22 protein-coding genes are annotated in these 23,157 nt (G+C 47.5%); 7 read left to right on the top strand and 15 right to left on the bottom strand.

Going from position 1 to position 23,157, the window contains the following annotated elements; genetic code table 11:
- Positions 1 to 108: 108 nt before the first annotated feature.
- Entirely contained in the window at positions 109 to 603 is a 495-nt protein-coding gene (locus HGH90_RS04935) for a DUF2911 domain-containing protein (protein ID WP_168763917.1), read from the top strand.
- 96 nt (positions 604 to 699) lie between these two features.
- Here the strand turns inward: HGH90_RS04935 and bioA are convergent, their stop codons facing one another.
- The 6 genes from bioA to HGH90_RS04905 all read right to left on the bottom strand — a co-directional run bounded on the left by bioA (position 700) and on the right by HGH90_RS04905 (position 8,669).
- On the bottom strand, positions 700 to 1,983 hold the full coding sequence (gene bioA / locus HGH90_RS04930) for an adenosylmethionine--8-amino-7-oxononanoate transaminase (protein ID WP_169190518.1): 1,284 nt from the start codon (positions 1,981 to 1,983) through the stop codon (positions 700 to 702).
- A 43-nt stretch (positions 1,984 to 2,026) separates the two neighbouring features.
- Positions 2,027 to 2,428 carry a response regulator gene (locus tag HGH90_RS04925; RefSeq protein WP_168763915.1) on the bottom strand — a complete coding sequence of 134 codons (402 nt, stop codon included), beginning with the start codon at positions 2,426 to 2,428 and terminating at the stop codon, positions 2,027 to 2,029.
- A 206-nt stretch (positions 2,429 to 2,634) separates the two neighbouring features.
- Entirely contained in the window at positions 2,635 to 4,587 is a 1,953-nt protein-coding gene (locus HGH90_RS04920; RefSeq protein WP_169190517.1) for an LTA synthase family protein, read from the bottom strand.
- Between the two features lie 47 nt (positions 4,588 to 4,634).
- A complete protein-coding gene (locus HGH90_RS04915; protein WP_169190516.1) occupies positions 4,635 to 6,620 on the bottom strand; it encodes a TonB-dependent receptor plug domain-containing protein in 1,986 nt (661 codons plus the stop codon).
- 62 nt (positions 6,621 to 6,682) lie between these two features.
- The gene (locus HGH90_RS04910; RefSeq protein ID WP_168763912.1) at positions 6,683 to 8,023 is read right to left on the bottom strand and encodes a sensor histidine kinase; all 1,341 of its coding nucleotides are present in this window, start codon (positions 8,021 to 8,023) and stop codon (positions 6,683 to 6,685) included.
- Entirely contained in the window at positions 7,998 to 8,669 is a 672-nt protein-coding gene (locus tag HGH90_RS04905) for a response regulator transcription factor (RefSeq protein ID WP_168763911.1), read from the bottom strand. The genes HGH90_RS04910 and HGH90_RS04905 overlap by 26 nt, the downstream gene beginning before the upstream one ends.
- Before the next feature lie 248 nt (positions 8,670 to 8,917).
- Between HGH90_RS04905 and HGH90_RS04900 the strand changes: the two genes are divergently transcribed.
- On the top strand, positions 8,918 to 9,307 hold the full coding sequence (locus HGH90_RS04900) for a hypothetical protein (protein ID WP_169190515.1): 390 nt from the start codon (positions 8,918 to 8,920) through the stop codon (positions 9,305 to 9,307).
- A 235-nt stretch (positions 9,308 to 9,542) separates the two neighbouring features.
- Here HGH90_RS04900 and HGH90_RS04895 read toward each other — a convergent pair whose 3' ends face one another.
- A complete protein-coding gene (locus HGH90_RS04895) occupies positions 9,543 to 10,808 on the bottom strand; it encodes a glycoside hydrolase family 71/99-like protein (RefSeq protein ID WP_211172579.1) in 1,266 nt (421 codons plus the stop codon).
- Positions 10,809 to 10,924: 116 nt separating this feature from the next.
- Positions 10,925 to 12,019 carry a serine hydrolase domain-containing protein gene (locus HGH90_RS04890; RefSeq protein ID WP_168763908.1) on the bottom strand — a complete coding sequence of 365 codons (1,095 nt, stop codon included), beginning with the start codon at positions 12,017 to 12,019 and terminating at the stop codon, positions 10,925 to 10,927.
- Positions 12,020 to 12,382: 363 nt separating this feature from the next.
- Here HGH90_RS04890 and HGH90_RS04885 point away from each other — a divergent pair, with 363 nt between their 5' ends.
- The gene (locus HGH90_RS04885; protein WP_168763907.1) at positions 12,383 to 12,571 is read left to right on the top strand and encodes a hypothetical protein; all 189 of its coding nucleotides are present in this window, start codon (positions 12,383 to 12,385) and stop codon (positions 12,569 to 12,571) included.
- A 492-nt stretch (positions 12,572 to 13,063) separates the two neighbouring features.
- Here the strand turns inward: HGH90_RS04885 and HGH90_RS04880 are convergent, their stop codons facing one another.
- The 6 genes from HGH90_RS04880 to HGH90_RS04855 form a co-directional block, all read right to left on the bottom strand.
- Positions 13,064 to 14,056 (bottom strand): hypothetical protein, encoded by a 993-nt coding sequence (locus tag HGH90_RS04880; protein ID WP_168763906.1) that lies wholly within the window; start codon positions 14,054 to 14,056, stop codon positions 13,064 to 13,066.
- Positions 14,057 to 14,339: 283 nt separating this feature from the next.
- On the bottom strand, positions 14,340 to 15,137 hold the full coding sequence (locus HGH90_RS04875) for a PhzF family phenazine biosynthesis protein (RefSeq protein ID WP_169190513.1): 798 nt from the start codon (positions 15,135 to 15,137) through the stop codon (positions 14,340 to 14,342).
- A gap of 54 nt (positions 15,138 to 15,191) precedes the next feature.
- Positions 15,192 to 15,776, bottom strand: a complete 585-nt coding sequence (locus tag HGH90_RS04870) for a TetR/AcrR family transcriptional regulator (RefSeq protein ID WP_168763904.1) — start codon at positions 15,774 to 15,776, stop codon at positions 15,192 to 15,194.
- Positions 15,777 to 15,831: 55 nt separating this feature from the next.
- Positions 15,832 to 17,595, bottom strand: coding sequence for an ABC transporter ATP-binding protein (locus HGH90_RS04865; protein WP_169190512.1), 1,764 nt, complete (start codon positions 17,593 to 17,595; stop codon positions 15,832 to 15,834).
- Positions 17,579 to 19,321, bottom strand: a complete 1,743-nt coding sequence (locus HGH90_RS04860) for an ABC transporter ATP-binding protein (RefSeq protein WP_169190511.1) — start codon at positions 19,319 to 19,321, stop codon at positions 17,579 to 17,581. Before HGH90_RS04860 ends, HGH90_RS04865 begins: the two co-directional genes overlap by 17 nt.
- A gap of 175 nt (positions 19,322 to 19,496) precedes the next feature.
- A complete protein-coding gene (locus HGH90_RS04855) occupies positions 19,497 to 20,066 on the bottom strand; it encodes an NADPH-dependent FMN reductase (protein ID WP_168763901.1) in 570 nt (189 codons plus the stop codon).
- A gap of 225 nt (positions 20,067 to 20,291) precedes the next feature.
- On the opposite strand from HGH90_RS04855, the gene HGH90_RS04850 reads away from it, so the two are divergent.
- From HGH90_RS04850 to HGH90_RS04835, 4 genes are read left to right on the top strand one after another with little or no spacing between them, the layout of a single operon-like run.
- Positions 20,292 to 20,921: a helix-turn-helix transcriptional regulator gene (locus HGH90_RS04850; RefSeq protein ID WP_168763900.1), complete on the top strand. Its 630-nt coding sequence runs from the start codon at positions 20,292 to 20,294 to the stop codon at positions 20,919 to 20,921.
- A gap of 60 nt (positions 20,922 to 20,981) precedes the next feature.
- The gene (locus tag HGH90_RS04845) at positions 20,982 to 21,383 is read left to right on the top strand and encodes a hypothetical protein (RefSeq protein WP_169190510.1); all 402 of its coding nucleotides are present in this window, start codon (positions 20,982 to 20,984) and stop codon (positions 21,381 to 21,383) included.
- A gap of 6 nt (positions 21,384 to 21,389) precedes the next feature.
- Complete coding sequence (locus HGH90_RS04840) at positions 21,390 to 21,836, top strand: AAA family ATPase (protein WP_169190509.1); 447 nt, start codon at positions 21,390 to 21,392, stop codon at positions 21,834 to 21,836.
- The gene (locus tag HGH90_RS04835; protein ID WP_169190508.1) at positions 21,826 to 22,593 is read left to right on the top strand and encodes a tRNA(His) guanylyltransferase Thg1 family protein; all 768 of its coding nucleotides are present in this window, start codon (positions 21,826 to 21,828) and stop codon (positions 22,591 to 22,593) included. The genes HGH90_RS04840 and HGH90_RS04835 overlap by 11 nt, the downstream gene beginning before the upstream one ends.
- On the opposite strand, the gene HGH90_RS04830 is transcribed toward HGH90_RS04835, so the two are convergent.
- On the bottom strand, positions 22,588 to 23,145 hold the full coding sequence (locus tag HGH90_RS04830; RefSeq protein ID WP_169190507.1) for a hypothetical protein: 558 nt from the start codon (positions 23,143 to 23,145) through the stop codon (positions 22,588 to 22,590). The genes HGH90_RS04835 and HGH90_RS04830 overlap by 6 nt on opposite strands.
- Positions 23,146 to 23,157 lie beyond the last annotated feature (12 nt).

The raw sequence follows: 23,157 nt of genomic DNA, 5'->3' as shown, positions 1-23,157 counted from the left end.
TGGATTTATTTTACCATTGATCCAATAGTTTGGTTTTCGCTGGATAGAATAGTTTAAATTGTTAAGCTATCTCAAAACAATCATCTCATTCCAGAAAAAACTTAGCAAATGAAACATTTCTTTTTGGCAACCTTATTTTTGGCAGTTACCAGCCTCGTTTTTGCCCAGGAAAAACCACCTAAAAGCCCGCATGTAACTGTAGAGGCCAACGGTATCAAAGTAGTATATGGACAGCCTTCCAAGAGAGGCCGCGTTATTTTTGGCACCCTGGAGCCATGGGGTAAAGTATGGCGTACCGGTGCTGACCAGGCTACCGAAATTACCTTCTCCAAAGACGTTGTTTTTGGCGGAAAACCAGTAAAAGCAGGTACTTACACTTTCTTCTCTATTCCTGATCCTAAAACCTGGACGGTGATCCTGAACGGCAAACTGGGACAATGGGGCGCTTATGACTACGAAAAGAATAAAGGCGAAGATGTAGTAGCGGTGAAAGTTAAGCGGGAAGCACTATCCACTCCTGTTGAAAAATTAACTTTCACTTTACCCGGAAATGCGGTGGTGTTTGAATGGGATGACACCCGGATCAGCGTGCCGGTTAAATAAGCAGAAGGCATAAAGCACAAAGCATAAAGCTCTTGAAGCGAATGAACGAAGCGGATACTTATTCGCTCCGTTCATTCGCTTCAAGAGCTTTATGCTTTATGCTTTTAGCTCCCTCAGCAGCTCGCGAATGCTTTGATACACCTGTTCCAGTTGTTCATCCGTAATACAGTAGGGTGGAAGAACGTAGAGGGTATTGCCCAGCGGACGAAGCATGATCTTCCGGGCGCGGAAGAAGCGATGCAGTTCGTCGGCCAATGAATTCGTATATCCGTCAGCATTGGTAGTGCTGATTTCAAACGCCAGAATAGTGCCCAGCAACCGGGGATGTTTTACGATGGTTATTTGTTGCAGCTCCTGTAAAAAAGCCTGGTGCTTTTCGTGTATACGCTGGCGATTAGCGGCGCAGGCGGGATCTATGAAAAGGTCCATGCTGGCCAGTGCAGCAGTACAAGCCAGTGGATTGGCCGTAAAGGAGTGTCCGTGAAATAATGTTTTTAATTTGTCGTTCGACAAAAATGCATCGTAGATGGCGGCAGTACTGGTAGTAACGCCCAGCGCCATGGCGCCACCTGTCAGCCCCTTGGAGAGACAAACCATATCCGGCAATGTTTGGAGATATTCCATAGCGAAATTCTTCCCGGTTCTGCCAAAACCAGTCATCACCTCATCGGCAATCAACAGGATATTCCTGGATTTACAGTATTGCAGCAATTGATCAAAGGCGTTGGCTTCATACATAATCATACCACCGGAGCCTTGCAGTAGCGGTTCAAAAACAAAGGCGGCTATATCTTCCGGTTGTAAGGCGTTGATGGTAGTTATGAGCTGGGAGAGATTAGCCGCACTGGGCACATCGATGAAATGTACATCAAACAGGAGGTCATCGAATACGCGGGTGAACACACTTCTGCCGCTAACGCTCATAGCACCGAACGTGTCGCCGTGGTAGGCATTGTTGAACGCCAGTATTTTACGTTTGCGAATGCCCTGGTTATCCCAATACTGTATGGACATTTTGAGGGCTACTTCGATGGCAGTGGAGCCATTGTCGGAATAGAAAACGCGGCGCTGGTTGGGGGGCAATACCTGGAGCAGGCGTTCTGCCAGGTTCACAGCCGGGGGATGTGTATACCCAGCAAAAATGCAATGTTCCAGTTGCAATGCCTGGGCAGCTAGCTGTTGCGCAATATGCGGGTGGGCATGACCGTGTATGTTCACCCACCAGCTGGAGGTGGCATCTATATAGCTTTGGTCGTTTTCATCGAAAAGAAGGGCGCCCTGTCCGCGTACCATGCCGATAGGCGCGGGGGCCGTCTGCATTTGGGTGTAAGGATGCCAGATCACGTCGAGGTCGCGGGCCGACAAAGATTTTGTTTGCATAGTTGCCTGCTTTTGTGCAGGCGCGAAGTTAGTACAAAAGGATTTATACTGGTTTATGCTGTGCGAGTATGTCCAGCAGTGCTTCTGCTGCATAAGGTTTAGGCAGGATATCTTTTATCCGTAAGGCAGCCAGTCGTGTAGATACTTCAGGGAGTATATCGGCTGTTACTACTACAATGAATGCACCGGGTTGCAGGCGTTGTATATGCGGAATGGTATCGTATCCATTCATTTCTGGCATATGCAGGTCGAGGATAATACCATCAAAAGTAGTGCTTTGTATTTTAGAGAGCGCCTCGCGCCCATTGCTGGCGGTTGTAATACTGGCGCCGGTTTTTCTCAGCTGTAATTCCAATATGCGGACATTAATGGCGTTGTCTTCCACGATCAATAACCGGATGCCATGGAGAAAATGAGGGCTGGTAGTGTTATTTTGATAGGACATGGTTAGTTTTTAGTGATGGTGCGGCCCCGACAGGTGCCGTCATGCATTTTGTTTTGGTTGCTTAATACGAGCCGGCGTGACTGTGCTGCCGGAATAATAAATGTAAGTATTTACCGGGGAATATGAACAGTCAAAGGGTATCCTTAAAAAAACGGCGTGCAGGTATTGCTGTGCCTGCACGCCGTTGAATATATAAAAGCGGTATGCTATTGCTTCATGCCATTGTTTTTAAACAGGTAGTAGGCGGTCTGGTAGTACGCGAGACTGTTTTTCAGCAGGCTGCTGTCCATTGCTGCCGGGTGTTGCTCATTTTTTGTGGCGTTCCAGCTAAAGCACTGGGCCTTCTGCTGCGGGCTCAGGATTAGTAGTTTGCCGGGTTCCAGGTAGCCTAATTTTTGGTAGGTACTCACCATGGCCCGTGGCTGATAGGCGGAGTCGAGTACATTTTCTCCATAAAGTTTGCTTTTATAGGTCCAATGCAATAAGCCCAGCAAAGTAGGGTAGATGTCAATCTGCGAGCACATTTGGGTAATTTCCCGGTGCGCCTGGCCAGGTACATTATACAGGATGCAGGGAATATGATACTTACTGATTTCTATTTCATTTTTGCCGGCGCTGCTGGCGCAGTGGTCTGCTACGAAAATGACGATCGTGTTTTTAAACCAGGGTTTGGTGCTGATCTTTTTTAAAAACTCCCCGATGGCATAATCGGTATATTTTACCGCTCCTTCCCGGCTGCTGCCGGAGGCAATGTCAATTTTTCCGGCCGGATAGGTAAAGGGCCGGTGATTGGAGGTAGTCATGATGAAGTCGTAAAATTGCTTGCCAGCAGCATATTTCTGGTCGGCGCTCTTAATAGCAGCCGTATAAATATCTTCATCACAAATTCCCCACGCATTTTCGAACTGGATATCACTTTTCGGGATGCTGGTGCGCGTGGTAGCAATGTTGTCTTCTACCAGGTTATTAGGATTTTTATGATCCACAATATCGTAGCCGTTGTTGCCAAAGTACTTGTTCATATTATCGAAGTAGCCATCACCTCCATAAAAGAAGGTGCTTTCATAGCCGGCCTGTTCAAAGATATGTCCGATGGTGTAGAGGTTTTCATTGTTTTTGCGGCGTACGATACTTTGTCCCGGTGTAGGCGGAACGGCCAGAGACAGGGCTTCCATGCCTCTTACGGTGCGTGTGCCGGTAGCATACAGGTTAGTAAACAGGATGCTTTGTTTGGCAATGCTATCCAGTACCGGTGTGATATGCTGGGTATTGCCGAAACGGTCCATGAAATCGGCGCTGAAGCTTTCAATGGTCACCATCATGATGTTGGGCATTGCTGTGGCAGCGGTATCGGTGATGTTACGGTAAATACTGCGGCCGTTTTCCAGGTATTGGCTGCCAGGCTCCTGGAGCCGTGTACGGAGCTGGTGAAAGTTATTGTCTTCATCTTCCATCAGATAATATTTGTCGTAAGCCAGCTCATTATTCAGAAAGGCAGATACAAAGGAATATACCCCTGTTTTGGAGAGCTCCTGTGCATAACGGTTTTTGCTTTTTTCTGCCCAGGTGTTGCTCACCAGGAATACATGCAGTAGTAATACGCCCAGTAGTAACAAAAAGGTAAGTAGTCTTTTACTGAAGGGGGTGTGCGATTGAAAGCTGTTACGGAAGATGCCCCGGCGCGCCGTGAGCCAGGTGAGCAGGGCGGTAAACAGTAACACGCCACCGATCAGCAGGGGCAAAGGATACGACTCGTTGATATTCTCTATTACTTCGTAGGTATAAATCAGGTAATCAACAGCAATGAAGTCAAAGCGACCAGCATATTCTCCCCAGAAGGTAAACTCCGCAAAGAAGGAAAATACCAGGATCATGGTGGCCAGGAAGAAGCCCACATAGGTAAAGATGCGGTTAAACCGGGTGTTGTTGATCCGTTGCGGTAACAGCAGCAGGTACGCGGCATAGGCAATTGTGAAAAACAGTGCTACGCCCAGGTCGTAAATAAAGCCTTTACCGTAAATAGCGGGTATATCGGAGATATGAAGACCAGACTGCGGGAGGGCCCAGATTAACAATGCAGTTCTAACGAGGAAGGACAGGCTAAGGACTAAGGCGCCGAACCCGAAGAGGACGGCGTACCTGGATTTAAACGATCTCATTTGCACAGAAAATTAGGATCGCAAAGGTACGCCGTTCTCAATATTATCTATAAATTAAATTTTACGGAGAGGTTGATGGTACGGCCATCGATAGGTCCCCATAGCGGGGCAAAGGTAGGGTTGCTTACTGTGCCGGTATACAGCGGGGTATTTTTACCCTGCCTGGCATCAAAGATGTTTTCCCCGTTGAGTACCACGGTGATATGCTCGCCGAATTGACGGGATATCATGGCTGCCCAGAACCAGTAGTTGGGCGTTTTTTGATTGTTGTAATCATATTGGTTACCCACCCAGGCGTTTTCTATGCCAAAGCGCCATTTCTCTTCTATTTCATAGGCCAGGGTGCTGGCAAATTTGTCTTGTGGTGCAAAGGCTACATGTGTAGCAGCGGTATTATCATATTTTGACACCGTATGATTATAGCCAAGGTACAACTCCAGGTGGTCGAGGGCCATGCGCAGGTAAGTATCTGTACCCAGGCTATTTACCGCAAAGGGCATATTTTCCAGCCGAACCATGTTTTTAGCATCTGCTACTGGTAAGATAGGGTTTTTGATATGGGTGTAGTACAATGCCTGGTTAAGGGTGATTTCTACCTTACCGATATTGGTCCGGTAGTTACCATCGAAATTAATGCCCTGGCTTTTTTCAGATTTCACTCCGGCGTTCAGCGGGAGGAGGTTGCGGTAACCAATGGTTTGTGTTTGGGTGGTAAATACAGCGGGTGATTTATAGCCAGTACCTGCACTCAAACGAATAGAGATATTTTCTATGGGTTTGTATACAAAGGCGAGGCGTGGCAGTACATACCAGCCGAATACGTTGTGGTAATCGGCGCGGAGTCCTGCTTCGGCCATGAACTGATCAGTGATGTGGTAGCCGTCCTGTATAAAGGCGCCCATGGTGTTGTAGGTATAGTTATTCAGGAGTGTACTGTCGCCTTTGGCGCGGCGGTATATTTCGCCGGTGTTGTTCAGTCCTGCTACCCAATCATGGCGACCGCTTTTTTTATTGTAGGCGGCTTCCGCGTAGGTGCTGGTTTGATTACCCAGCAGGGAAAAGGTTCCTTCATCGTTTTGCAGGTGAAAGAAACTACCTACTCCTTTTACTGTGAGGGCGCCACCGCCCAGGTTTTTGCGGGTAAATTGCAGGTCTACGCTATGGCGATTGCTGTTGTTTACTTCTGTATATTGGTGAATATTGTCCGCCTGGTGTTCCAGAACCTGCATATCGCCTCCTTCCCGTTTTTCGATGGTACCGGTGTACCCGGCTATCAGCGTGCTTTGTGGGTTAATATACCAGAAGAATCTTGGGTGGAGGAGATATTGGCGAACGCGGGGCACATCACTGAATCCGTCTTTATTTACGTCTACCGGGTTTTGGGTGGTAACGCCGGCGAAGAGGGTTAGGCCTGTTTTTCCATAACGTTCTGCGTAGAAGGCGTTTACGTTGGTTTCTTTGAGTGTGCTCCGGTTGGCCAGTATGGTCAGCTCCGGCTTGTTGCCAGGTGTTTTGGCGATGAAGTTGATGATTCCGGCGATGGCGCCACCGCCATAGAGGGTGGATACGGAGCCTTTGATAATTTCAATTTGTTTAAGGTCCAGTGGTGGGATGGCGAGCACGCCAAAGTTGCCGCTTAAGCCTTCATATACCGGCATGCCATCGCGGAGTAGCTGGGTATATTTACCATCCAGTCCTTGCATGCGGATGGCGTTATTGCCGCTAACGGCAGACGTGTTTTGGATATGTATCACGGATAAGTCGCCCAGTATGCCGGCTACGTTACCTGGTTTGATACCGCTTTCTTCTATCATTTCTTCTTTACCCAGCACTTCTACTTTCATGGGCAGATCTTCGATGCGACTGTTGTTGCGGGTAGATGAGATCACTACTTCTCCCAGGTCAGATATTTTGCTGATAGTATCTTTTGACGGTGCGGGCAAGGTGTCTTTAACGGGAACGGGCACACGGTTTTGTGCCTGTATGGTTCCTGTAATGCTCAGTACGATGGCTACCAGTAAAATTCGTTTCATATGATGGCTCTGATACTTTAATAGTACAAAGAAAGGAATTGAATCTGGAGTAAATCTGAACATCAGCCGTTAATGGCTGAATATATGCCAGCGCTGAAAGTATGCCATCCGGTTTCGTAACTGTATTGTAGTGACAGCTGGTAGGAATCAGCAATTTTTTTTACGATAGCCAACCCTAAGCCGTTAGAGTTCGTATACACGTTATGTTGCTTTTTAAAGCGTTGGAAAAGTATGTCTGATGGAATCTGTGGTAATTCGCTGGTATTGGAGATGCTGAAGGTTTGTGCGCTGATATGGATGCGGATATGGCCAAGGTGGTAGTTGTACTTGATAGCATTACCGAGCAGGTTGCTCACCAGAATATCGGTGAGCGCGGGATGGAGGGGCCAGGGTGCGGTAGCAATCATCTCGGCGTGGATTTGTAGTTCTTTTTCGCGGATCAGTTCTTCAAAGAGCGAAAGGTATTTTTCTACTACGGTGCACAGATCTGGTTGATCGGTAACCGGGTATTGCTGGTTTTCGATTTTTGCCAGCAGGAGCAGGTTATGATTTAATCTTGATAAGCGTTGCAGTTCGTCGTAGCTGGTCAGGATGCCTTTGAGTTGTGTTTCGGAGAGTGAGTCGTCCTGCAGCAGTAGTTCCAGTTTACTTTGTGCAATAGCTAGTGGCGTCTGCATTTCATGGGCGGCATCTTCTGTGAGTTCTTTGATGTTGGTATAATCCTGGTGAATGCGGGTAGTCATATTATTAAGCGCGGCATTCAACTGGTTGAATTCGTGGGTAGCCGTACGGTCAAACACGGTATTTTCCAGTTTGTTGAGCTGGAGCCGCTGTATTTTATCCAGGGAGGCGTAAAATGGCTTCCAGATGCTTTTGCTGATTAACCAGTTGGAGAGCAGTACAAACAGGAAGAGACCTCCAAAGGCTGCCAGCATCACATGGATAATATTTTTTATGAGGTCATCTTTTTCAATGAGTGATTTGCGTAATGTCAGCTGGTAGTTTCTGTTATTGACGGTAATGACCTGGGTCAGTTGCCGGAAGGGGGCATAAGTATCTTCCGGTTCCTGGTAGATATTGACTCCTTTGAGATTATGTTTGGTTTGAACTGGTTTGTCGGTGGGTTGTAAATTGAATTCAGGTGTATTGATAGCGAATACGGGATTGCTGATAGTGGCTGTATCAAGATAGCGCATCCACTGGAGTTTATCGTTGACCAGTTCTTCATCTGTTTCGTGTTTTATTTCCTTATTGAAGGTGGCATAGAGATAGAAGGCGCCTGCGGTAAAGACAGGCAGCATGATAAGTAGGAAATACACCATTGTTTTGGTCAGCAGCTTCATGGAGCGGGTATCTTTTTTCACTGTCAGGGAGATTTTAACCGAAGCGGTATCCGGTGCCATATACGGTTTTGATATAGTCTTCACCATCTGCCTCCAGCATTTTTTTACGGAGGTTTTTGATGTGGGTATAGATAAAGTCATAAGACCCGGCCTGGTCGTATTCATCGCCCCAGAGATGTCCGGCCAGTGCTGATTTGGTGACTACGCGGTGTTGGTTAGCGATAAAATAAAGCAGTAGCTGGTATTCTTTGCCGGTGAGGGTAATTGATTTGTTATGTACCAATACTGTTTTAGACGCAGGCTTGATAGTGATTTCATTGAAGGTGATAGTGGTATTGCCGTCAAATTTTTTGCGTCGTAAAATGGCATTTACGCGGGCGTTGAGTTCGGAGAGATGGAAAGGCTTGGTGAGATAATCGTCTGCGCCGAGTTCGAGGCCCCTAAGTTTATCTTCCAGTGAATCTTTGGCGGAAATGATGATGATACCGGCTTTGGATTCCAGTACTTTCAGTTCTTTGACCACATCGAGTCCATTTCCCAGGGGAAGGCCTATGTCTGCCACAATACAATCGTAGTCAAATTCATTGACTTTGTGGATGGCTTGTTTAAAATCTTCCGCCAGTTCACAGATATAGCCCTGGTGAGTCAGGTATTCCTGTATACTGTTTCTGAGTGCGGGTTCGTCTTCTATAATCAGCACTTTCATGGGCTAAAATTAGGGATAATTCCTAAAGGAATTCTGTAGCAGCGGGATTTGGCGGGAACTACCCCGGAAGTGGTTGTTGGTGGCCGGTTTTAAATTGATGTAGTTAGGCGTCCATATCAGTAAAATGGATTTAGTAGCTTGTCAATGCCCTGATTGCTAACCGGTTTTTTTGATAAAAGACAAAACTATGAATGGTTGAATATCGTAGATATATTACGGATAACTAAAATACTTATGGCGCTTATTTTATGAATACGTATTTTAAAATCGTTGCGAACCGGCTTATAGCAGGTTCGCCGGCAGAAGATGCAATACGGGCGCGGTCTGCGCCCGACGATGATACAAAGGAGCTGATTGCTTTGATGGATCATATCCCCAATGCCCGGTCGGTGGCCATTATGTACCGGCAAATGATGAAATCCGGCTTATTGGAGAAGCGTTTTAATACCGGTGATCCGGGCAGGCGCTGGCTGGAGATAGAACGGATGATCCTGGACAGGGAGATAAGGCGCAAAGGCAATAAACGCAAGCTTATCTGGATGTTGATCATATTTATCCTGGTGGGGATTACTTCTTATTTTGGAGGTGTTTATTTATTGACCAGGAGCCGGCATTTGGCTGTACAGGCTTTTAAATAGGCTACTTCTATGTTTTTCCCCATGAATGGTAGTGTTGGGATGAATTGTTAGCTTCCGTAATTATTTTTCTGCCTGGGTTATCCCGCAATTGAAAGCCTTGCCACTCCCGGGTTCCATTTTTCCCTCTACTGAGCTGTCTGTATATCGTTGCGCTGATCCTGCACAGGTTGGCGGTGGTGTTCTATTGCCTATTGTAAAGCGTTTTCCGGGCAGGTGTGTCCCTGCCCGGTGATGATTAATTTTTTTCCGGCATCTTAATGCTGAGTGGCAGCTCATTGCGGAGCATTTTCGCGGCCTGCCCGGTTAGCCAGAGGTAGTGATCGGAAGGCTTCCCATCCAGGTCGATAAAAGGAGTGGTGGTGCTCACAGGTGGCTGATCGGTGGTTTTAAAGATGGCAGTGGCTTCATTCACTTCATCGAACATGGCTACATACAGCATGGTGGCGCCGGCGTTAATAGCGGTAGTGATTTGCTGCCAGTAAAAGCGACCGCCCTGCCGGGGAATAGAACCCGATGGCTTTACATCGTCCGGAAATTCATAGCGGCTGAGGTTATGCCAGCTGAAGCCGGGATACACACAGGGCACATATTCCAGCCGATGCTGACGACACCAGGCCATGTCTTCCAGGGTGTTGTCGCGGTAGCGGTCCATATCATTATGCAGCAGGGGAGAGTAGCGTTGTACCGTCCAGGGCAACACAATATCTGCCTGTTGGAGCAGGGTGTGCAGGTATGGGTCTGGTACACAATCGGCGTTGAGCGTACGCCAGGCGGTAGGTACGCCCAACATCACGGCACATCCTCCGTATACCGGGTCATTTTTAAGAAAATCGATCAGTCGTTCCAGCCCGATATTTCTTAGTTGGTAAGGACGATCCGGGAACCCAATGCCCCAAATGGCCACCACTGGTTTACCATTCTCCTGTAAATAAGTTTTAGCGCCTGGCTGATTGGTTACTTTCAGCTGATCTACCAGGTATTTCCAGTCGGCAATGATGGCCGAGCAGTCTTCTCCGCTGGCTTTGAGCCCGGATAAGTCATACATGACGGCGATAGCACGGTGATACTTTGACGCGGCGGCGAGGGCATTTTTGAGTATCACACCGGAGCTGCTGTCACGGTGTTTGGCGGTGTTGAAGAAGCGTTGCATGAAAACGCCGTCTATACCATATTCCTGCATCCATTTGAAATGGAGGTCGGTTGTGCTTTTATCGTAAGAACTGAAGAACTTTGCCGGTTGCCCATCAGCGAGCTTAAAAGGAGTACTATAGGTTTTCTCATATTCACTGACATCCGGCCACATATCGATTCCACTTCGGGTTTCATCACCATAAGCAAAGTGGCTGGCGCCGGAGCCATCGCCAGCAGCCCGGAACCAGCCCTGGTAGCCGGCCATGATCAATCCGTGATAAGTAGGGTACTGTGACTCCCGGCTGTGTTTTCGCTGGGCCTGGACGGGTATGGTCACCAGGAAAAGGAACGCGGTTACATAACGCTTCATATGCATACTATTTGTTTATAACGGGAATGGTTATAGCTGCAAATAAAGCGGGAAGGCCTAATGAAAGGCCTAACAAACCATTAATAAGCGGCATTAATGGCAATAAATGTTGTTTTTTATTCTTTCCAGGGGGTAGCGGGATTGTTGACGGCCTTCCAGAGCAGACCATCCAGGTCGTTGAAAAAGCTGCTGTCGGTGCGGGTATTACAAAGCATGGCCCAGGTAAAGCCATGATGAGAGCGGATCACTTCAGCAGCGGTGCCGGGCAGGGAGCCGGAATGCCACCAGTTATGGTAGGGATTCACTGCCCATCCGAGGGCATAGCCGGGGTTGGCCGCAGAGGCAGTGGTCATAGCAGTAATGGAAGCGGGCGTCAGGATGTCGGCGGGTGCAGGAAAGCCGTCGATATGTACCAATAGCCTGGCGAGGTCGGTGGCAGATGCAATCCATCCGCCATGGGCGTCCATGCGGGAGATATTATAGATATAAGGCTGTTCGCTATGCTGGCCGTAGTATACTACCTCATTACTTTTTCTTTGTTCCTGCGTATTACCGCCAATTTGCATGCTCGTAATGCCGCAGGGCTGTAATATGGCCGTTTTTACATACTGCTCATAGGTCATGCCCGATACTTTTTCAATGACCCGGCCCAACACACAATAACCGAAGTTGGAGTATGCATACACCTTTCCGGGGGTATCCACCAATGGCTGATGATCGAGCGTCCAGCTGAGGAGTTGTTCGGCCGTCATTGCCGGGTGCATAAACATCGGATCTTCCCCGTTGTTGGTCCAGCCGCCGGCGGTATGTTGCAGCAGTTGCCGGATAGTAATCTTTTCCAGGTTGGGCGCGTAAGGTTGTTGGCCATAAGTGGTGCCCAATACACCATGTGGGCCGAACACGGTATTATCGAGCGATAGTTGTCCCGCTTCCACCAGTTTCAGTATAGCCGTGGCAGTGATACATTTGGAAACGCTGGCAATGCGGAACAGGCTGTTGCTATTAACAGGTATTTTGTGAAGCGTGTCGGCATATCCGTAATTACGGGCATATACTAACTTACCATGATGCGAAATGGCAATAGCCATACCCGGCACCTGGTATTGGGTCATGAAAGCCTGTACGGTGCTGTCGATTTCCGGGATAATTTGGGCGTTTGAGCGCGGGGGCAGAAGGAACAGGAAGGGGAGGAGTATGCGGGAATATGTCATGAGAGGAAGGTACGGAAATAATTTTTGTGGGGAACAAGACGGTTGCGGCAAGGGTAAATAGAAGGTACATAAAAGCAGGTTACTGAATCTGGATATTTTTTAATGCAATTTTAAATGCTGTAATTATTGGGGTTTTTAATGAAAAAGAATTTACTTTAGTAGTGATATAAAATGACTTTGTTTAGAATCCTTTGATACGTTATAAGACCCAATGGCATAATTCTCCATCTAAAAATAATATAACTCCATATTGTATTCCAAAATACCATCGTAGTATTGGGTGGATTCCCTGGCACTAGAAAAATTGGACGCTGAATATCTGAACCATGGCGACAGACAGGGGAGCTAAAAAAACTGTTTTATATGCAACAAATGACTTTTGCTCAAATGGAAGAGATCCAGGGAGGCTATAAAATGCCTCAGGCAATTATGTGTGGCTTGACTGTGGCCGGTTGGGGGCTCTCTATTGCTTCGTTGATTGCCGCCCATAATCCGCTCAGCGCGATTGGGTATTCAGTTTCAACAGCCGCATTGGCTGGGTGTTTTGTATAAGTCATTAAAATGGGCTGGGTGGAAGAGGCGTCATAATCACGCCTTTCCATCCTTTCTGAAACTATGACTGAGGACGGTGCCCAGCTCGTTCTCCTTATTTAAGTCAAAAAAAGAAATCTTTTTGAAAATGAATCACAATTATTATTTCATTTTGGGCCTCACAGCATTAACAATTGCCGGTATCATGTTGGCCCTGGTAATTAGTAGGTATTACTCAACAGGCTTTGATAAAGCCGTTATCTATTATACACTAGGCTTTTTAGGGACCTTAATCGCAGGAATAAATTTTATCCTAGCTAACAAAAAGCTGAGAAACGGCAGAAGTTAAACATGCTTAGGGAGATCCTCTCTTAATCCTTGTTGTCCTACGGCCACATAACCAGCGCATAAAACAATTGAGAGATAACTTGCTACAATACAGATTAGTTTGGTCATATTGCTACATTCATTTAGGGTATAGTTATCGTTTTATCAGTGGTCCCGACAGGTATCTTACTTATTCTTTTCCTTTTTTAGCAATTGAATTTCCTTATTCAACTGAATAATATACAGCGTTAATTCCTCTACTTTCTGCACCAATGTCCGGTTCACTTCTCCCAGATCCACTCCTTCTGCATTTACAGTGGCTGCTGAGGGCAGTTGGGGCAGGTGTTTGTGCTGGTCAATAAATTGTTCGAGCGTATCTAATTTGGGAAGATCATATGTTTTGTCAAATACATAATCCGGCCAGGGACTGGCTTGTGTAACCTTTACTCTCCGGGCGCTTAGGAGCCCTTCTACAGCAAGTTTGCTGGTGCCAGGATCGGTAGTACCGACGCCTATGTTGCCGTTGGGTTTAAACACCATCCAGGGTGTAGAGACAGGTATATTTGCAGTAGTATTGCCTCCGATATAAGCATAGATAAGGTTTTCGTTGTTGGCATATGCGCCCAGGGATACCAGTTTCCCGGTGCCCAGTGTGGCGCCCTTGTAGGAAATACCAAATTCTCTTGCCCAGTTGCCAACATAGTCCGCATCTATATTAATCCCATATGGATAGCCATTTGGATTAGTGGCTTTTATATTTCCTCCGTTTACATCCAGCAGGGAGGATGGTGCAATGGTACCAATGCCTACGTAACCGTTGGGCTTAAACGTCATCCAGGTAGCGTTATGTGACGCATAGTTCGTGGTGTTTCCGCCAATATAGGCATAGTTGAATATTCCGTTGTTCATATAAGCGCCAAAGGAAGCCACTTTCCCCGATGCTTTATAAGAAATACCAAATTCCCTTGCCCAGGGAGATGTAGTAGAATCCATGTCGATATTAACACCGTAAGGATAAAAGTTAGGATTGGATACTTTGATGTTTCCATTGTTTACATGTAATGAGGCGGATGGCGTGTTTGTTCCAATGCCCACATTTCCGGTGGAAGGATAGATGTTCTGGGCTTTAACCGGTAAACCGGCAAACAGCACAATGGCTGTAGTGATGACGTATTTCATGGTACAGTATAAATTAAAATGATCATGTTGTTCGTACGCAATTCCCGTAAACTTCCAATTAGGCTTCATTGAAGAAAGGCACTCACCGTTTAAAAAGGCCGCTATTGCACCTTTGGGTATAGGCGGAATGTTGTTTTTTCATGGGCACAGGCAGTTTTATAGTCCGGAGTTTAACAGCAATTTGTACAGATAATCGGTTTTTGATAAATGTACGAACTTAAATGTACGGTAGCAATAATAATAACACATTGCGTAACCAATCTGCGTAACAAACCTTCACAGGTTATGCCACAAAAATATTTCCTTCCAGGTAAGTCCTGCACGTTCCTCCAATTAGCACTTTATCTCCGGAGTCTTCGCAATAAAGTTTGCCTGTTCTGGCAGACAGCTGCAACGCCGTCATTGTTTTTTTGCCCAGTTGCTGACTCCAGAAAGGGATAAGGGAACAATGTGCGGAGCCGGTCACAGGATCTTCGAAAATGCTGGCCTGCGGCGTAAAGAAGCGGGATACAAAATCCACTGTTTTACCTTTGGCGGTAACAATAATGCCACCGGGGTCGAGATTGATCTGGTCGAGGATACTTCTGTCGGGGCGCAGGTTACGGATAATTTCTTCATCGTGATAAATCAGCAGGTAGTCCCTCGCTTTGAGCACCTCCATAGGATATACGCCCATGCCTTTTGCGATTTCAGGAGGGAGAGAAGCCGCGGTAGCCGGTCTTGCAGGGAACTGGAGTACCAGGCGTTCATTCTGTTTATATACCATTAACACACCGCTTTGGGTATGAAAGGAGATCTGGTGCATATCCCAACCTAAGTGGTTCATGAGGATATGTGCGCTGGCAAGGGTAGCGTGTCCGCAGAGGTCCATTTCTATTTCAGGGGTAAACCAGCGTAATTCATAGTGCCCGGGTTGGCCGGTGGGAACAAAAAACGCCGTTTCGGGCAGGAAGTTTTCTGCTGCAATAAGCTGTAGCACTTCGGTGGGTAGCCATGCTTCCAGGGGACAAACGGCAGCAGGGTTTCCTTTAAAAAGTTCGTCTGTGAAGGCATCTACCTGGTAAATGGGCATATGTGGCATAACGAAACGTTTGATGGCTACTGTAAAGGTATTGTATTTCCCGCAGGGAAGCATTTAATCAAGTATGCGCAGTTGTGCTTCAATCAACGTGGAGAGTAATTCATTGTCGGGGTACATCCTGCGGGTAATACCCAGCCCATTCCAGTTATTGAGCAGTAGCCGGGCCAGCAGGGCAGGATCTAGTTTAGAAGTGAGGATACCTTGTTGTTTGCCGCGTTGGAGCGCTTCGAGGAAATTGGCTTCCAGTTCCTGCAGGTGGTGGGTGGCCTGCTTCATCAGTAGCGGGTCTATATTGGATAGTTCAGCGACTGCATTGCCGAAGATGCACCCTTTTTGATGTATCTTTTTGGGTTGCCGAGCAATGCCCCGGAAGAATTCCCGGATGTATTCAATTGGATCTGCTGCCGCATCGAGCTCTTTCCGGAACCTGCTCACCGCAGCCTGGTCAAACTGTTCCAGCACTTTCTCATACAGCTCTTTCTTACCACCTTTAAAGGCAAGGTAAAAACTACCTTTGCCAATACCCATGGCGGCCAGCAAGTCTTCTGTGGAGGTAGCTTCATAGCCCTGGCGCCAGAATACTTCCGCCGCTTTGGAAATGACTGCTTCGTTATCAAATATCTTTGGCCTGCCCGACATGTGTGGTTGTTTTATCTGGCAAAGATATATTCTTTACCGGGTAGTACAAAAAGAACTAACTTTCTCTCACACCATGTAGTAATTTTTCCATCGCATTTTGCAGAGACCCGGCACGGGTTACTTCGCCGGAGTTGACAAAGAATATCTCATCGGCATTTTCGATGGTGTTCAGGCGGTGTGCAATGATCACGCGGGTAGTGGTATCGGGCAATTTTTCAAGGATTTCTCCCAGCAGCTGTTCTGTAACCGTGTCAATATTCGCGGTAGCTTCGTCGAGGATGAGCAGGTCGGGTTGCCGGAGCACCGCCCTCATAAAGGCGATCAGCTGTTTTTGCCCTAAGCTCACACCATCGCCTCCGGATACTACTTTGGTATCCAGCCCGTTTTCAAAAATAGCCAGCAACTTTTCGAGGTTAGCCTCATGAATAGCTGCTGTGAGTTGTTCGTTGGTATAATCTTTATAACGAGGGTTGCCGTATAAGATGTTCTCTTTTACGGTGCCGGTAAACAGGAACGGTTCCTGGAGAATGAATCCGATTTTCTGGGAACGCTCATCTGCGGCATAAGCCCGGATATCTTTCCCGTTCAGCAAAACGGTACCCTGGGTAGGATCATACAGGCGGGCAATCAGGGAAGCGGTTGTAGTTTTACCTCCGCCGGTAGGTCCTACCAGCGCATAGGTTTTACCTTTCTCTAAAGATAAATTGATGTTGTGCAATATTTCCCTGCCCTCTGGGTAACCGAAATGCACATGCCTGAACTCCAGTAACGCCGGCGCAAGGGATGGCTGCGTGGTATCGGGAATGGTGACCAGGTCTGTTTCCAGCTCCAGTATTTCGGCGATACGATCCCAACCCGCCATAGCCACCTGGAAGTTGGCCCAGAGCGTAGCGAGTTGTCGCAGCGGATTGTAAAAATAGGTAGCATACGCGAGGTAGCTCACCAGCAGGCCTATACTGAATTCTCCCTCGCTGATCAGGTAAATACCTCCCGTGAGCACCAGCAATTGCGCTATACTGGCGCACATGGCATAGAAAGGAAGGAAGATATTGTTGGCTAAACCCGCGCCGATAGCGGTTTGATAATTTTTTTCGTTGGCTTCATTAAAACGCTTCCGGAAATAATCGCGGCGATTGAAGGCGATGATTACTTTAAAATTACTGAGACTTTCCTGTATCTCTGCACTCATACCACCCACCGTTTTCAGGTTGGCCGCATTCTTTCTCTTAATCCAGGGCGAAAGGATACGGGTAAATAACAGGATCAGCAATGCAGGCGCCAGTGCGGCAATACCGATTTTATAGTTGATGATCAGCAGGAAAACACCAGCACCGATCATGGTAACGATGTTGCCCACAAACTGCATCAGTGATTGTGAAAAGAACTGGTTGAGTTTATCCGTATCATTGTTTACCCGGGAGATGAGATCGCCGGCCTTGTTCTGGTTGAAGAAAGCTACGGGTAGCTGCTGTATTTTGCTGAAGATCGTATTCCGCAAGGTAAACAACGTTCTTTGTCCTACGCTTCCCATCAGCTTCGTTTGAAAGAAGCTGGTGAAAAGCGCTACCAGGTACATCGCCAGCAGGATGCCGGAAAACACCAGCACGCCATGATACTGTTTATGCTGCACATAATGGTCGATGGTATACCCGATAAGGAATGGCCCCAGCAGGTTGAGGGTAGAGTTGAGCAGGATCGCTAACAAGGCCACCACCAGGTTTTTCTTTTCGTGAGAAATTAATTGCAGCAGGTTTCTGAACGCCGTATAATTTGACGTTTTATGCTCCTTGCCGGTATATTTATTAAGATTGTAATTCATAGTTGCTGGTACTTTGTTGGGAATTAAAAATCTGGATGTACTCAGGACTGGCGAGCATCAGTTCCTCGTGCGTGCCAGCGGCAATAATTTCGCCTTGCATGAGCAGGATAATCTGGTCGTAATGGGTGACGGCGGCTATCTTCTGGGTAACAGACAACAGGGTGATGCCTGGGTACAGCAATTGCACATTATGCAGGATTTTCTGTTCGGTGTTGGAATCTACGCGAGCCGTAAAATCGTCGAGCAGCAATATCCTGGGATTCACGGCCAGCGCGCGGGCCAGCATAATCCGTTGCTTTTGTCCGCCGGAGAGACTAGCCCCTCTTTCCGAAACGATGGTGTCCAGTTTGTTGGGCAGACTGTTAATAAACTCCTTTAGTTCGGCAGCCTGGATCGCTTTTTCCAGGGCTTCGTCGGTAACGGTATCGTTGAAGGCGATATTTTCGCGGATACTCATATTGAAAATGATACTATCCTGGAATACAAAGCCCACCTGGCTGTGGAAGGATTCGCTGTTATAGTCTGTTACGGGGTGGCCATCTACCAGCACAGAACCCGATGATGGTTTCAGGAGACCGGTAAGCAGGTTGAGTAATTGCGTTTTTCCGGCGGCGGTGGGGCCTATCACCGCTACTTTTGAACCTGCCTTAACAGAAAAGCTGATGTCTTTCAGCACCGGTTTCTGACCGTAGTTTACGGTTACCCTGTTGAAGGCGATATCTCCCTTTAACTGCGCTGTAAGCGTACCACTGGGCATCAGGTCGGGCATATTGATCACGGCGCTAATGCGTTGGTAGGAGGCGGTTGCTTGTGCAATGATGTTGCTCATGAAGCCGATTACCAGGATCGGGAAGATGAGCAGTGCGAGGTAGCTGTTAAATGCCGCAAAATCCCCCAGGGTCATACTGTTGGTGATCACAAAATGGCCGCCCAGCGCCAGGATAATTAGCCCGGCAATACCGGCGGTGAAGGTGATCACGGGAATTAGTCCCGCAAACAGCCGGACAATCGACAATCCGAAGCCCATCGCTTTGCCATTGGCATCGAGAAATTTTTCGTATTCCAGTTGCTGGGAATTGATAACCCTGATAAGGGCTGCGCCAAGGATGCTTTCATTGATGACTTTGTTGAGCCAGTCCATGATTTCCCGACTTTTCATGAACAGGGCCCTTACCTTGCGTAAAACCAGGAAGAAAGTGATGCCGATAACAGGAAGGGTGGCGATAACTGCCAGTGCCAGTTTCCAGTTAATGGTCAGCAGCAGAATGCTGGCGCCGATAATAATGAACAGGGATGATACCAGGGAAACGATGGCCTGTGAAACAAATAATTTGATGGAGTCGACATCGGCAATGAGGTTGGTCAGCAACCGGGAAGGGTTGGCCTGTTCTACCCAGGCGTAGCTTTGCCCGGATATTTTGTTGGATATTTTCGTGCGCAGGTTGCGCGCTACCTGTTCAGACACATAAGTTTGTATGATGTTTTGCAGGTAGGTGAAGGTGAGGATGATGATGACCGCTACCATAAATTTTATGAGTAGGGGCTGGAGTTGAAAGGTGCCGTGTTCATAGGCATCAATTCCATTTCCAATGATTTTGGGTAGCCATAGGTTGAGCCCATTGCTCACCAGCGTAAACAGTATGAGCAGTGCAACCATGCCCATGTACGGTTGCAGCAAACTGAATATGCCGGCTTCTTTCTTTTTAGTACCAGCTTCTTGTTTCATCTTAACAGGTGTGTGTTTGGCGGTGCAGCTAAAAAAGGTTTTCCGTTTGGAGACGAATCCGCACTGCAAATATTGTAAAGGGGAGCAAGATATCACAATTTTTTTGCTCCTGGGGGATAAAAATTGGGGGAAGAATATAGCGGAAGAAGCCCGTTTCTTCCGCTATATCCGGGTGTTATACGGCGAGTGGTTGTAATTGTTTCTTCTCCTGGACGGCAGATGCCAGCCAGTAGAAATCATCGATGAATTTTTGTGCCGACCGGGTGGTGTGTTCATTCGTCAGTTCGTGTCCGTCATTGAATGCGCCGTATACTTCTGGTACCAGCAATTTGGTCGGCAGCGGAAATGCGCCCAGGCTGAGGATGACCTGCTGCAGCTGTGATGCAGCATTGATCCCGCCAAATTTCCCTGCGCTGACGCCTACTGTGCCAACTACCTTTTTGTTGAATTCGGCGTAGAAGTAGTCCAGTGCATTTTTCAGTACGCCGGAGAAGCTCCCGTGATATTCCGGCGTAACCAGGATAATGGCATCTGCTGCATGGAGCCGGTTGCTGAGTTCCTGTGCTGTATGCGGCAGTTGTGGATGCTTACCTACGCGTTCTTCCAGCATCGGCAGTTGGACGTCGGCGAGGTCGACCAGGTCGGTGGTCAGGCCCCGTTGCTGTAATACCTGCTGAAGATGATGTGCTATTTTATGGGATTGCCTTCCCTGGCGTATACTCCCTATTAATATTGCTATTTTCATCGCAATGGATTTTATGTGTAAGTAAACAGGCAGTGCCGGGTGTATGGCAACCGCGTTATTATTACAAGCTATCAGCCGGAGGGCCCGGCCAGCTGACAGATGGGAAAACGCAGACGCTGCCATGGCCTGTATACCAGGCCTGTAGTAGGTTTGCCACGTTTCGTTTTAGTTATGGAACAAAGATAGTATCTTTACTGAATAAACCAAATAAACACTTTGTTTATTATGAATAATAATTTTCCGGAGAATGACCGGGCCATCTGGGTACTGAAGACAAAAGGGCCTCAGGCCTTGTGTGTGGTGGCGGAGGAGCTGAAGATAACGATGGAGGGCGCGCGTTTCCAGTTGCTTAAGCTGGCCAATGAAGGCCTGGTAGAGGCCAGCACAGAGGCCAAAGGCAGGGGAAGACCGAAGCAGATATGGTCGCTGACAGAAGCGGGGCATGCCCGGTTTCCGGATAGGCACCAGGATCTGGCCACCCGCCTGCTGTGTACGATGAGTAGCACCTTGTCGCCGGAAAAGATGGGGGAAGTATTGCGTGCTACCGCACAGGGCATCGTAGAAAAATACCGCGAGGCATTAAAAGACATTAAAGACCTGGAGAGCAAAGTACGTGTGCTGGCAGATCTCCGCAAACGGGATGGTTACATGGCGGAGTTTCAACAAGAAGGTGACAGCTTTCTCTTGATAGAAAATCACTGCCCTATTCATGCCGCTGCCAAATGCTGTCAATGGTTTTGCCAGTCGGAGCAGGACATGTTTACCGAAGTACTTGGAAAGAAGGCGCATATCACACGTACCGAGCATTTGCCATCAGGGCAGCGCCGCTGCGTTTATCGTATCAGCGGAACGTAATATTTTTTGCATATACGCAATATTAAATCGTAAATTAGTATTTATCCCAACCAATATTCTATGATCGCACTTGTAGTAAGATGGGCCTCCCTGGTAGCCATCGCCGCCGGCACTGCCGGTATGCTTTTTTGTTTTCCGTTTCTTTTTTCTGCTCTTCATGAAGACCTGATCGGCGCAGGGTTTCCGTTCGCGGGGGGCGCTATTATTGCGGGTGCAGGTTTAACAGCGCTTTCCAAAATCGTGGAGGAGGGGGAGGGGTTTATGTGTTTGCTCGTAAAATGGGGGGCATTAACCGCCATAGGCTTAGGGGTAGCGGGCATGTTTTTCTGCCTGCAATTCCTGTTCTCCGCCCGCATGGCGGACCTGATAGGGGCTGGCTTCCCATTTGTAGGCGGGGCCATTATTGCCAGCGCAGGATTGATTACATTGTCGAACCTGGCTGTTAAAAAGATTAGTGAATAAATATAGATGGAAGCAGTAATTTTTTGTGGCATACAGGCCACGGGTAAATCTTCTTTTTACAGGGAGCGATTTTTCGACACCCATATGCGGATTTCTATGGATCAACTGCATACGCGCAACAAGGAAAACCGTTTTCTTGAACTTTGTTTTTCGATGCAGCAGGCTTTCGTATCTGATAATACGAACCCGGCAAGGGCCGACCGTGCCCGGTATATTGCCCTTGCCAGGCAGCATAAATTTAGAATAACGGGGTATTATTTTCAGTCAGCCTTGGAAGGTGCGATGGCGCGAAACAGCCAGCGCTCAGGCAAAGCATTGATCCCGGAAGTAGGAATACGCGGCACTTATAACCGCCTGGAACTGCCTTCACCGGGAGAAGGATTTGATGAGTTATATTTCGTAGAAATTGTTGATAATCTATTTGTCGTTAAACCCTGGAAGAATGAAATTTGATGAATTAGACCAGAAGATGCGGTTGTATGAAACTGCGCACGATCTGGTGGTTTTACCGGAAATGTATATGGTAGCCAGGATCGATGGACGGGGATTTACCCGTCTCACTAAAGAAACACATGCTTTTGAAGCTCCATTTGATGAGCGGTTCAGGGATTACATGATTGCCACTACTCAACATTTGATGAATTGCGGCTTCCACGTGGTATATGGTTATACCCAGAGCGATGAAATTTCGTTACTGTTTGATTTTAATGAAGCCGCCTTTTCACGCAAACTCCGGAAGTATCATTCTATATTGGCCGGGGAAGCCAGCGCTAAGTTTTCTATGTTGTTGGGAAGCGTAGCTACCTTCGATTGCCGTATTTCCCAATTTCCCCATGAAAGGCTGGTGGTAGATTATTTTCGCTGGCGTAATGAAGATGCTTACCGCAATGCCCTGGAAGCGCATTGCTACTGGCGCCTCAGAAAGGATGGCTACTCCCGGAATGAAGCCGCCCAGCGACTCTCCGGCGCCAGCGCGGCGGATAAGAACGAGTTGTTATTTTCCTATGGCCTCAATTTCAATGATTTACCTCAATGGCAGAAGCGGGGAACTGGCATTTATTGGGCAGAGGTGGAAAAGGAAGGCTTTAATGTAAAGACCCAGGAAGCGGTCACCGTAAAAAGACGACAATTGTATAGCAATACCGAGTTGCCCATGAAAGATGCTTACAGCGAATTTGTGCAGCAATTTGTCCCAAAAACCGCATTATAAGGCATCCCCCAGGTATTCCGCTGTAATAAACCGGGTACACCGATGTTGTAGATCCCGGCACTCGTCGAATAATAAAGCTGCACCCTGGTGACGCTGCACCTGTTGTGTGACCAGCTCCAGGAATAAATCTTCCCTGGCTACTCCCACCGCCTGGAAGTCGGCCATTATAGCATTGGAGAGCGATAAGGCGCAACACAATTGGATAATGGCCTGATCGTTCGCATTAACCTGGTGTATATTACTGTGGGGATAAACATTTGGCAGCTGGTATATCTCCCGGATAATTGGATGATGGGGATTCCCATTTTTTGTCACGTAGGACTGTACCGTTTCGGGGATCAATTTTCGCCAAAAAGACCTGGACCCGATTTTTTTTGCATAGATGAAAGGGGATATCTCCTGGAGCTGGGGCACCATTAATCTAACCGTTTCCATAAAGTAGGGCCCACCTGGCAATCCAATGATAACTACCTCGCCGGGACTCACCGTAAAGGATGGTATATAAAAACGACCAATAGTGGCGCCTGTAAAGCGTAATAGAATATTATCCATTTAATTAAAAGC

Source organism: Chitinophaga sp. Ak27 (assembly GCF_012726295.1).
Taxonomy (GTDB): Bacteria; Bacteroidota; Bacteroidia; order Chitinophagales; family Chitinophagaceae; genus Chitinophaga.
This window is presented reverse-complemented; position numbering and strand designations above follow the sequence as displayed.

Excerpts from the sequence above, each read along its gene's own strand:
- HGH90_RS04935 (WP_168763917.1), top strand. The coding sequence starts at position 109 with ATGAAACATTTCTTTTTGGCAACCTTATTTTTGGCAGTTACCAGCCTC.
- bioA (WP_169190518.1), bottom strand. The coding sequence starts at position 1,983 with ATGCAAACAAAATCTTTGTCGGCCCGCGACCTCGACGTGATCTGGCAT.
- HGH90_RS04925 (WP_168763915.1), bottom strand. The coding sequence starts at position 2,428 with ATGTCCTATCAAAATAACACTACCAGCCCTCATTTTCTCCATGGCATC.
- HGH90_RS04920 (WP_169190517.1), bottom strand. The coding sequence starts at position 4,587 with ATGAGATCGTTTAAATCCAGGTACGCCGTCCTCTTCGGGTTCGGCGCC.
- HGH90_RS04915 (WP_169190516.1), bottom strand. The coding sequence starts at position 6,620 with ATGAAACGAATTTTACTGGTAGCCATCGTACTGAGCATTACAGGAACC.
- HGH90_RS04910 (WP_168763912.1), bottom strand. The coding sequence starts at position 8,023 with ATGGCACCGGATACCGCTTCGGTTAAAATCTCCCTGACAGTGAAAAAA.
- HGH90_RS04905 (WP_168763911.1), bottom strand. The coding sequence starts at position 8,669 with ATGAAAGTGCTGATTATAGAAGACGAACCCGCACTCAGAAACAGTATA.
- HGH90_RS04900 (WP_169190515.1), top strand. The coding sequence starts at position 8,918 with ATGAATACGTATTTTAAAATCGTTGCGAACCGGCTTATAGCAGGTTCG.
- HGH90_RS04895 (WP_211172579.1), bottom strand. The coding sequence starts at position 10,808 with ATGAAGCGTTATGTAACCGCGTTCCTTTTCCTGGTGACCATACCCGTC.
- HGH90_RS04890 (WP_168763908.1), bottom strand. The coding sequence starts at position 12,019 with ATGACATATTCCCGCATACTCCTCCCCTTCCTGTTCCTTCTGCCCCCG.
- HGH90_RS04885 (WP_168763907.1), top strand. The coding sequence starts at position 12,383 with ATGCAACAAATGACTTTTGCTCAAATGGAAGAGATCCAGGGAGGCTAT.
- HGH90_RS04880 (WP_168763906.1), bottom strand. The coding sequence starts at position 14,056 with ATGAAATACGTCATCACTACAGCCATTGTGCTGTTTGCCGGTTTACCG.
- HGH90_RS04875 (WP_169190513.1), bottom strand. The coding sequence starts at position 15,137 with ATGCCACATATGCCCATTTACCAGGTAGATGCCTTCACAGACGAACTT.
- HGH90_RS04870 (WP_168763904.1), bottom strand. The coding sequence starts at position 15,776 with ATGTCGGGCAGGCCAAAGATATTTGATAACGAAGCAGTCATTTCCAAA.
- HGH90_RS04865 (WP_169190512.1), bottom strand. The coding sequence starts at position 17,595 with ATGAATTACAATCTTAATAAATATACCGGCAAGGAGCATAAAACGTCA.
- HGH90_RS04860 (WP_169190511.1), bottom strand. The coding sequence starts at position 19,321 with ATGAAACAAGAAGCTGGTACTAAAAAGAAAGAAGCCGGCATATTCAGT.
- HGH90_RS04855 (WP_168763901.1), bottom strand. The coding sequence starts at position 20,066 with ATGAAAATAGCAATATTAATAGGGAGTATACGCCAGGGAAGGCAATCC.
- HGH90_RS04850 (WP_168763900.1), top strand. The coding sequence starts at position 20,292 with ATGAATAATAATTTTCCGGAGAATGACCGGGCCATCTGGGTACTGAAG.
- HGH90_RS04845 (WP_169190510.1), top strand. The coding sequence starts at position 20,982 with ATGATCGCACTTGTAGTAAGATGGGCCTCCCTGGTAGCCATCGCCGCC.
- HGH90_RS04840 (WP_169190509.1), top strand. The coding sequence starts at position 21,390 with ATGGAAGCAGTAATTTTTTGTGGCATACAGGCCACGGGTAAATCTTCT.
- HGH90_RS04835 (WP_169190508.1), top strand. The coding sequence starts at position 21,826 with ATGAAATTTGATGAATTAGACCAGAAGATGCGGTTGTATGAAACTGCG.
- HGH90_RS04830 (WP_169190507.1), bottom strand. The coding sequence starts at position 23,145 with ATGGATAATATTCTATTACGCTTTACAGGCGCCACTATTGGTCGTTTT.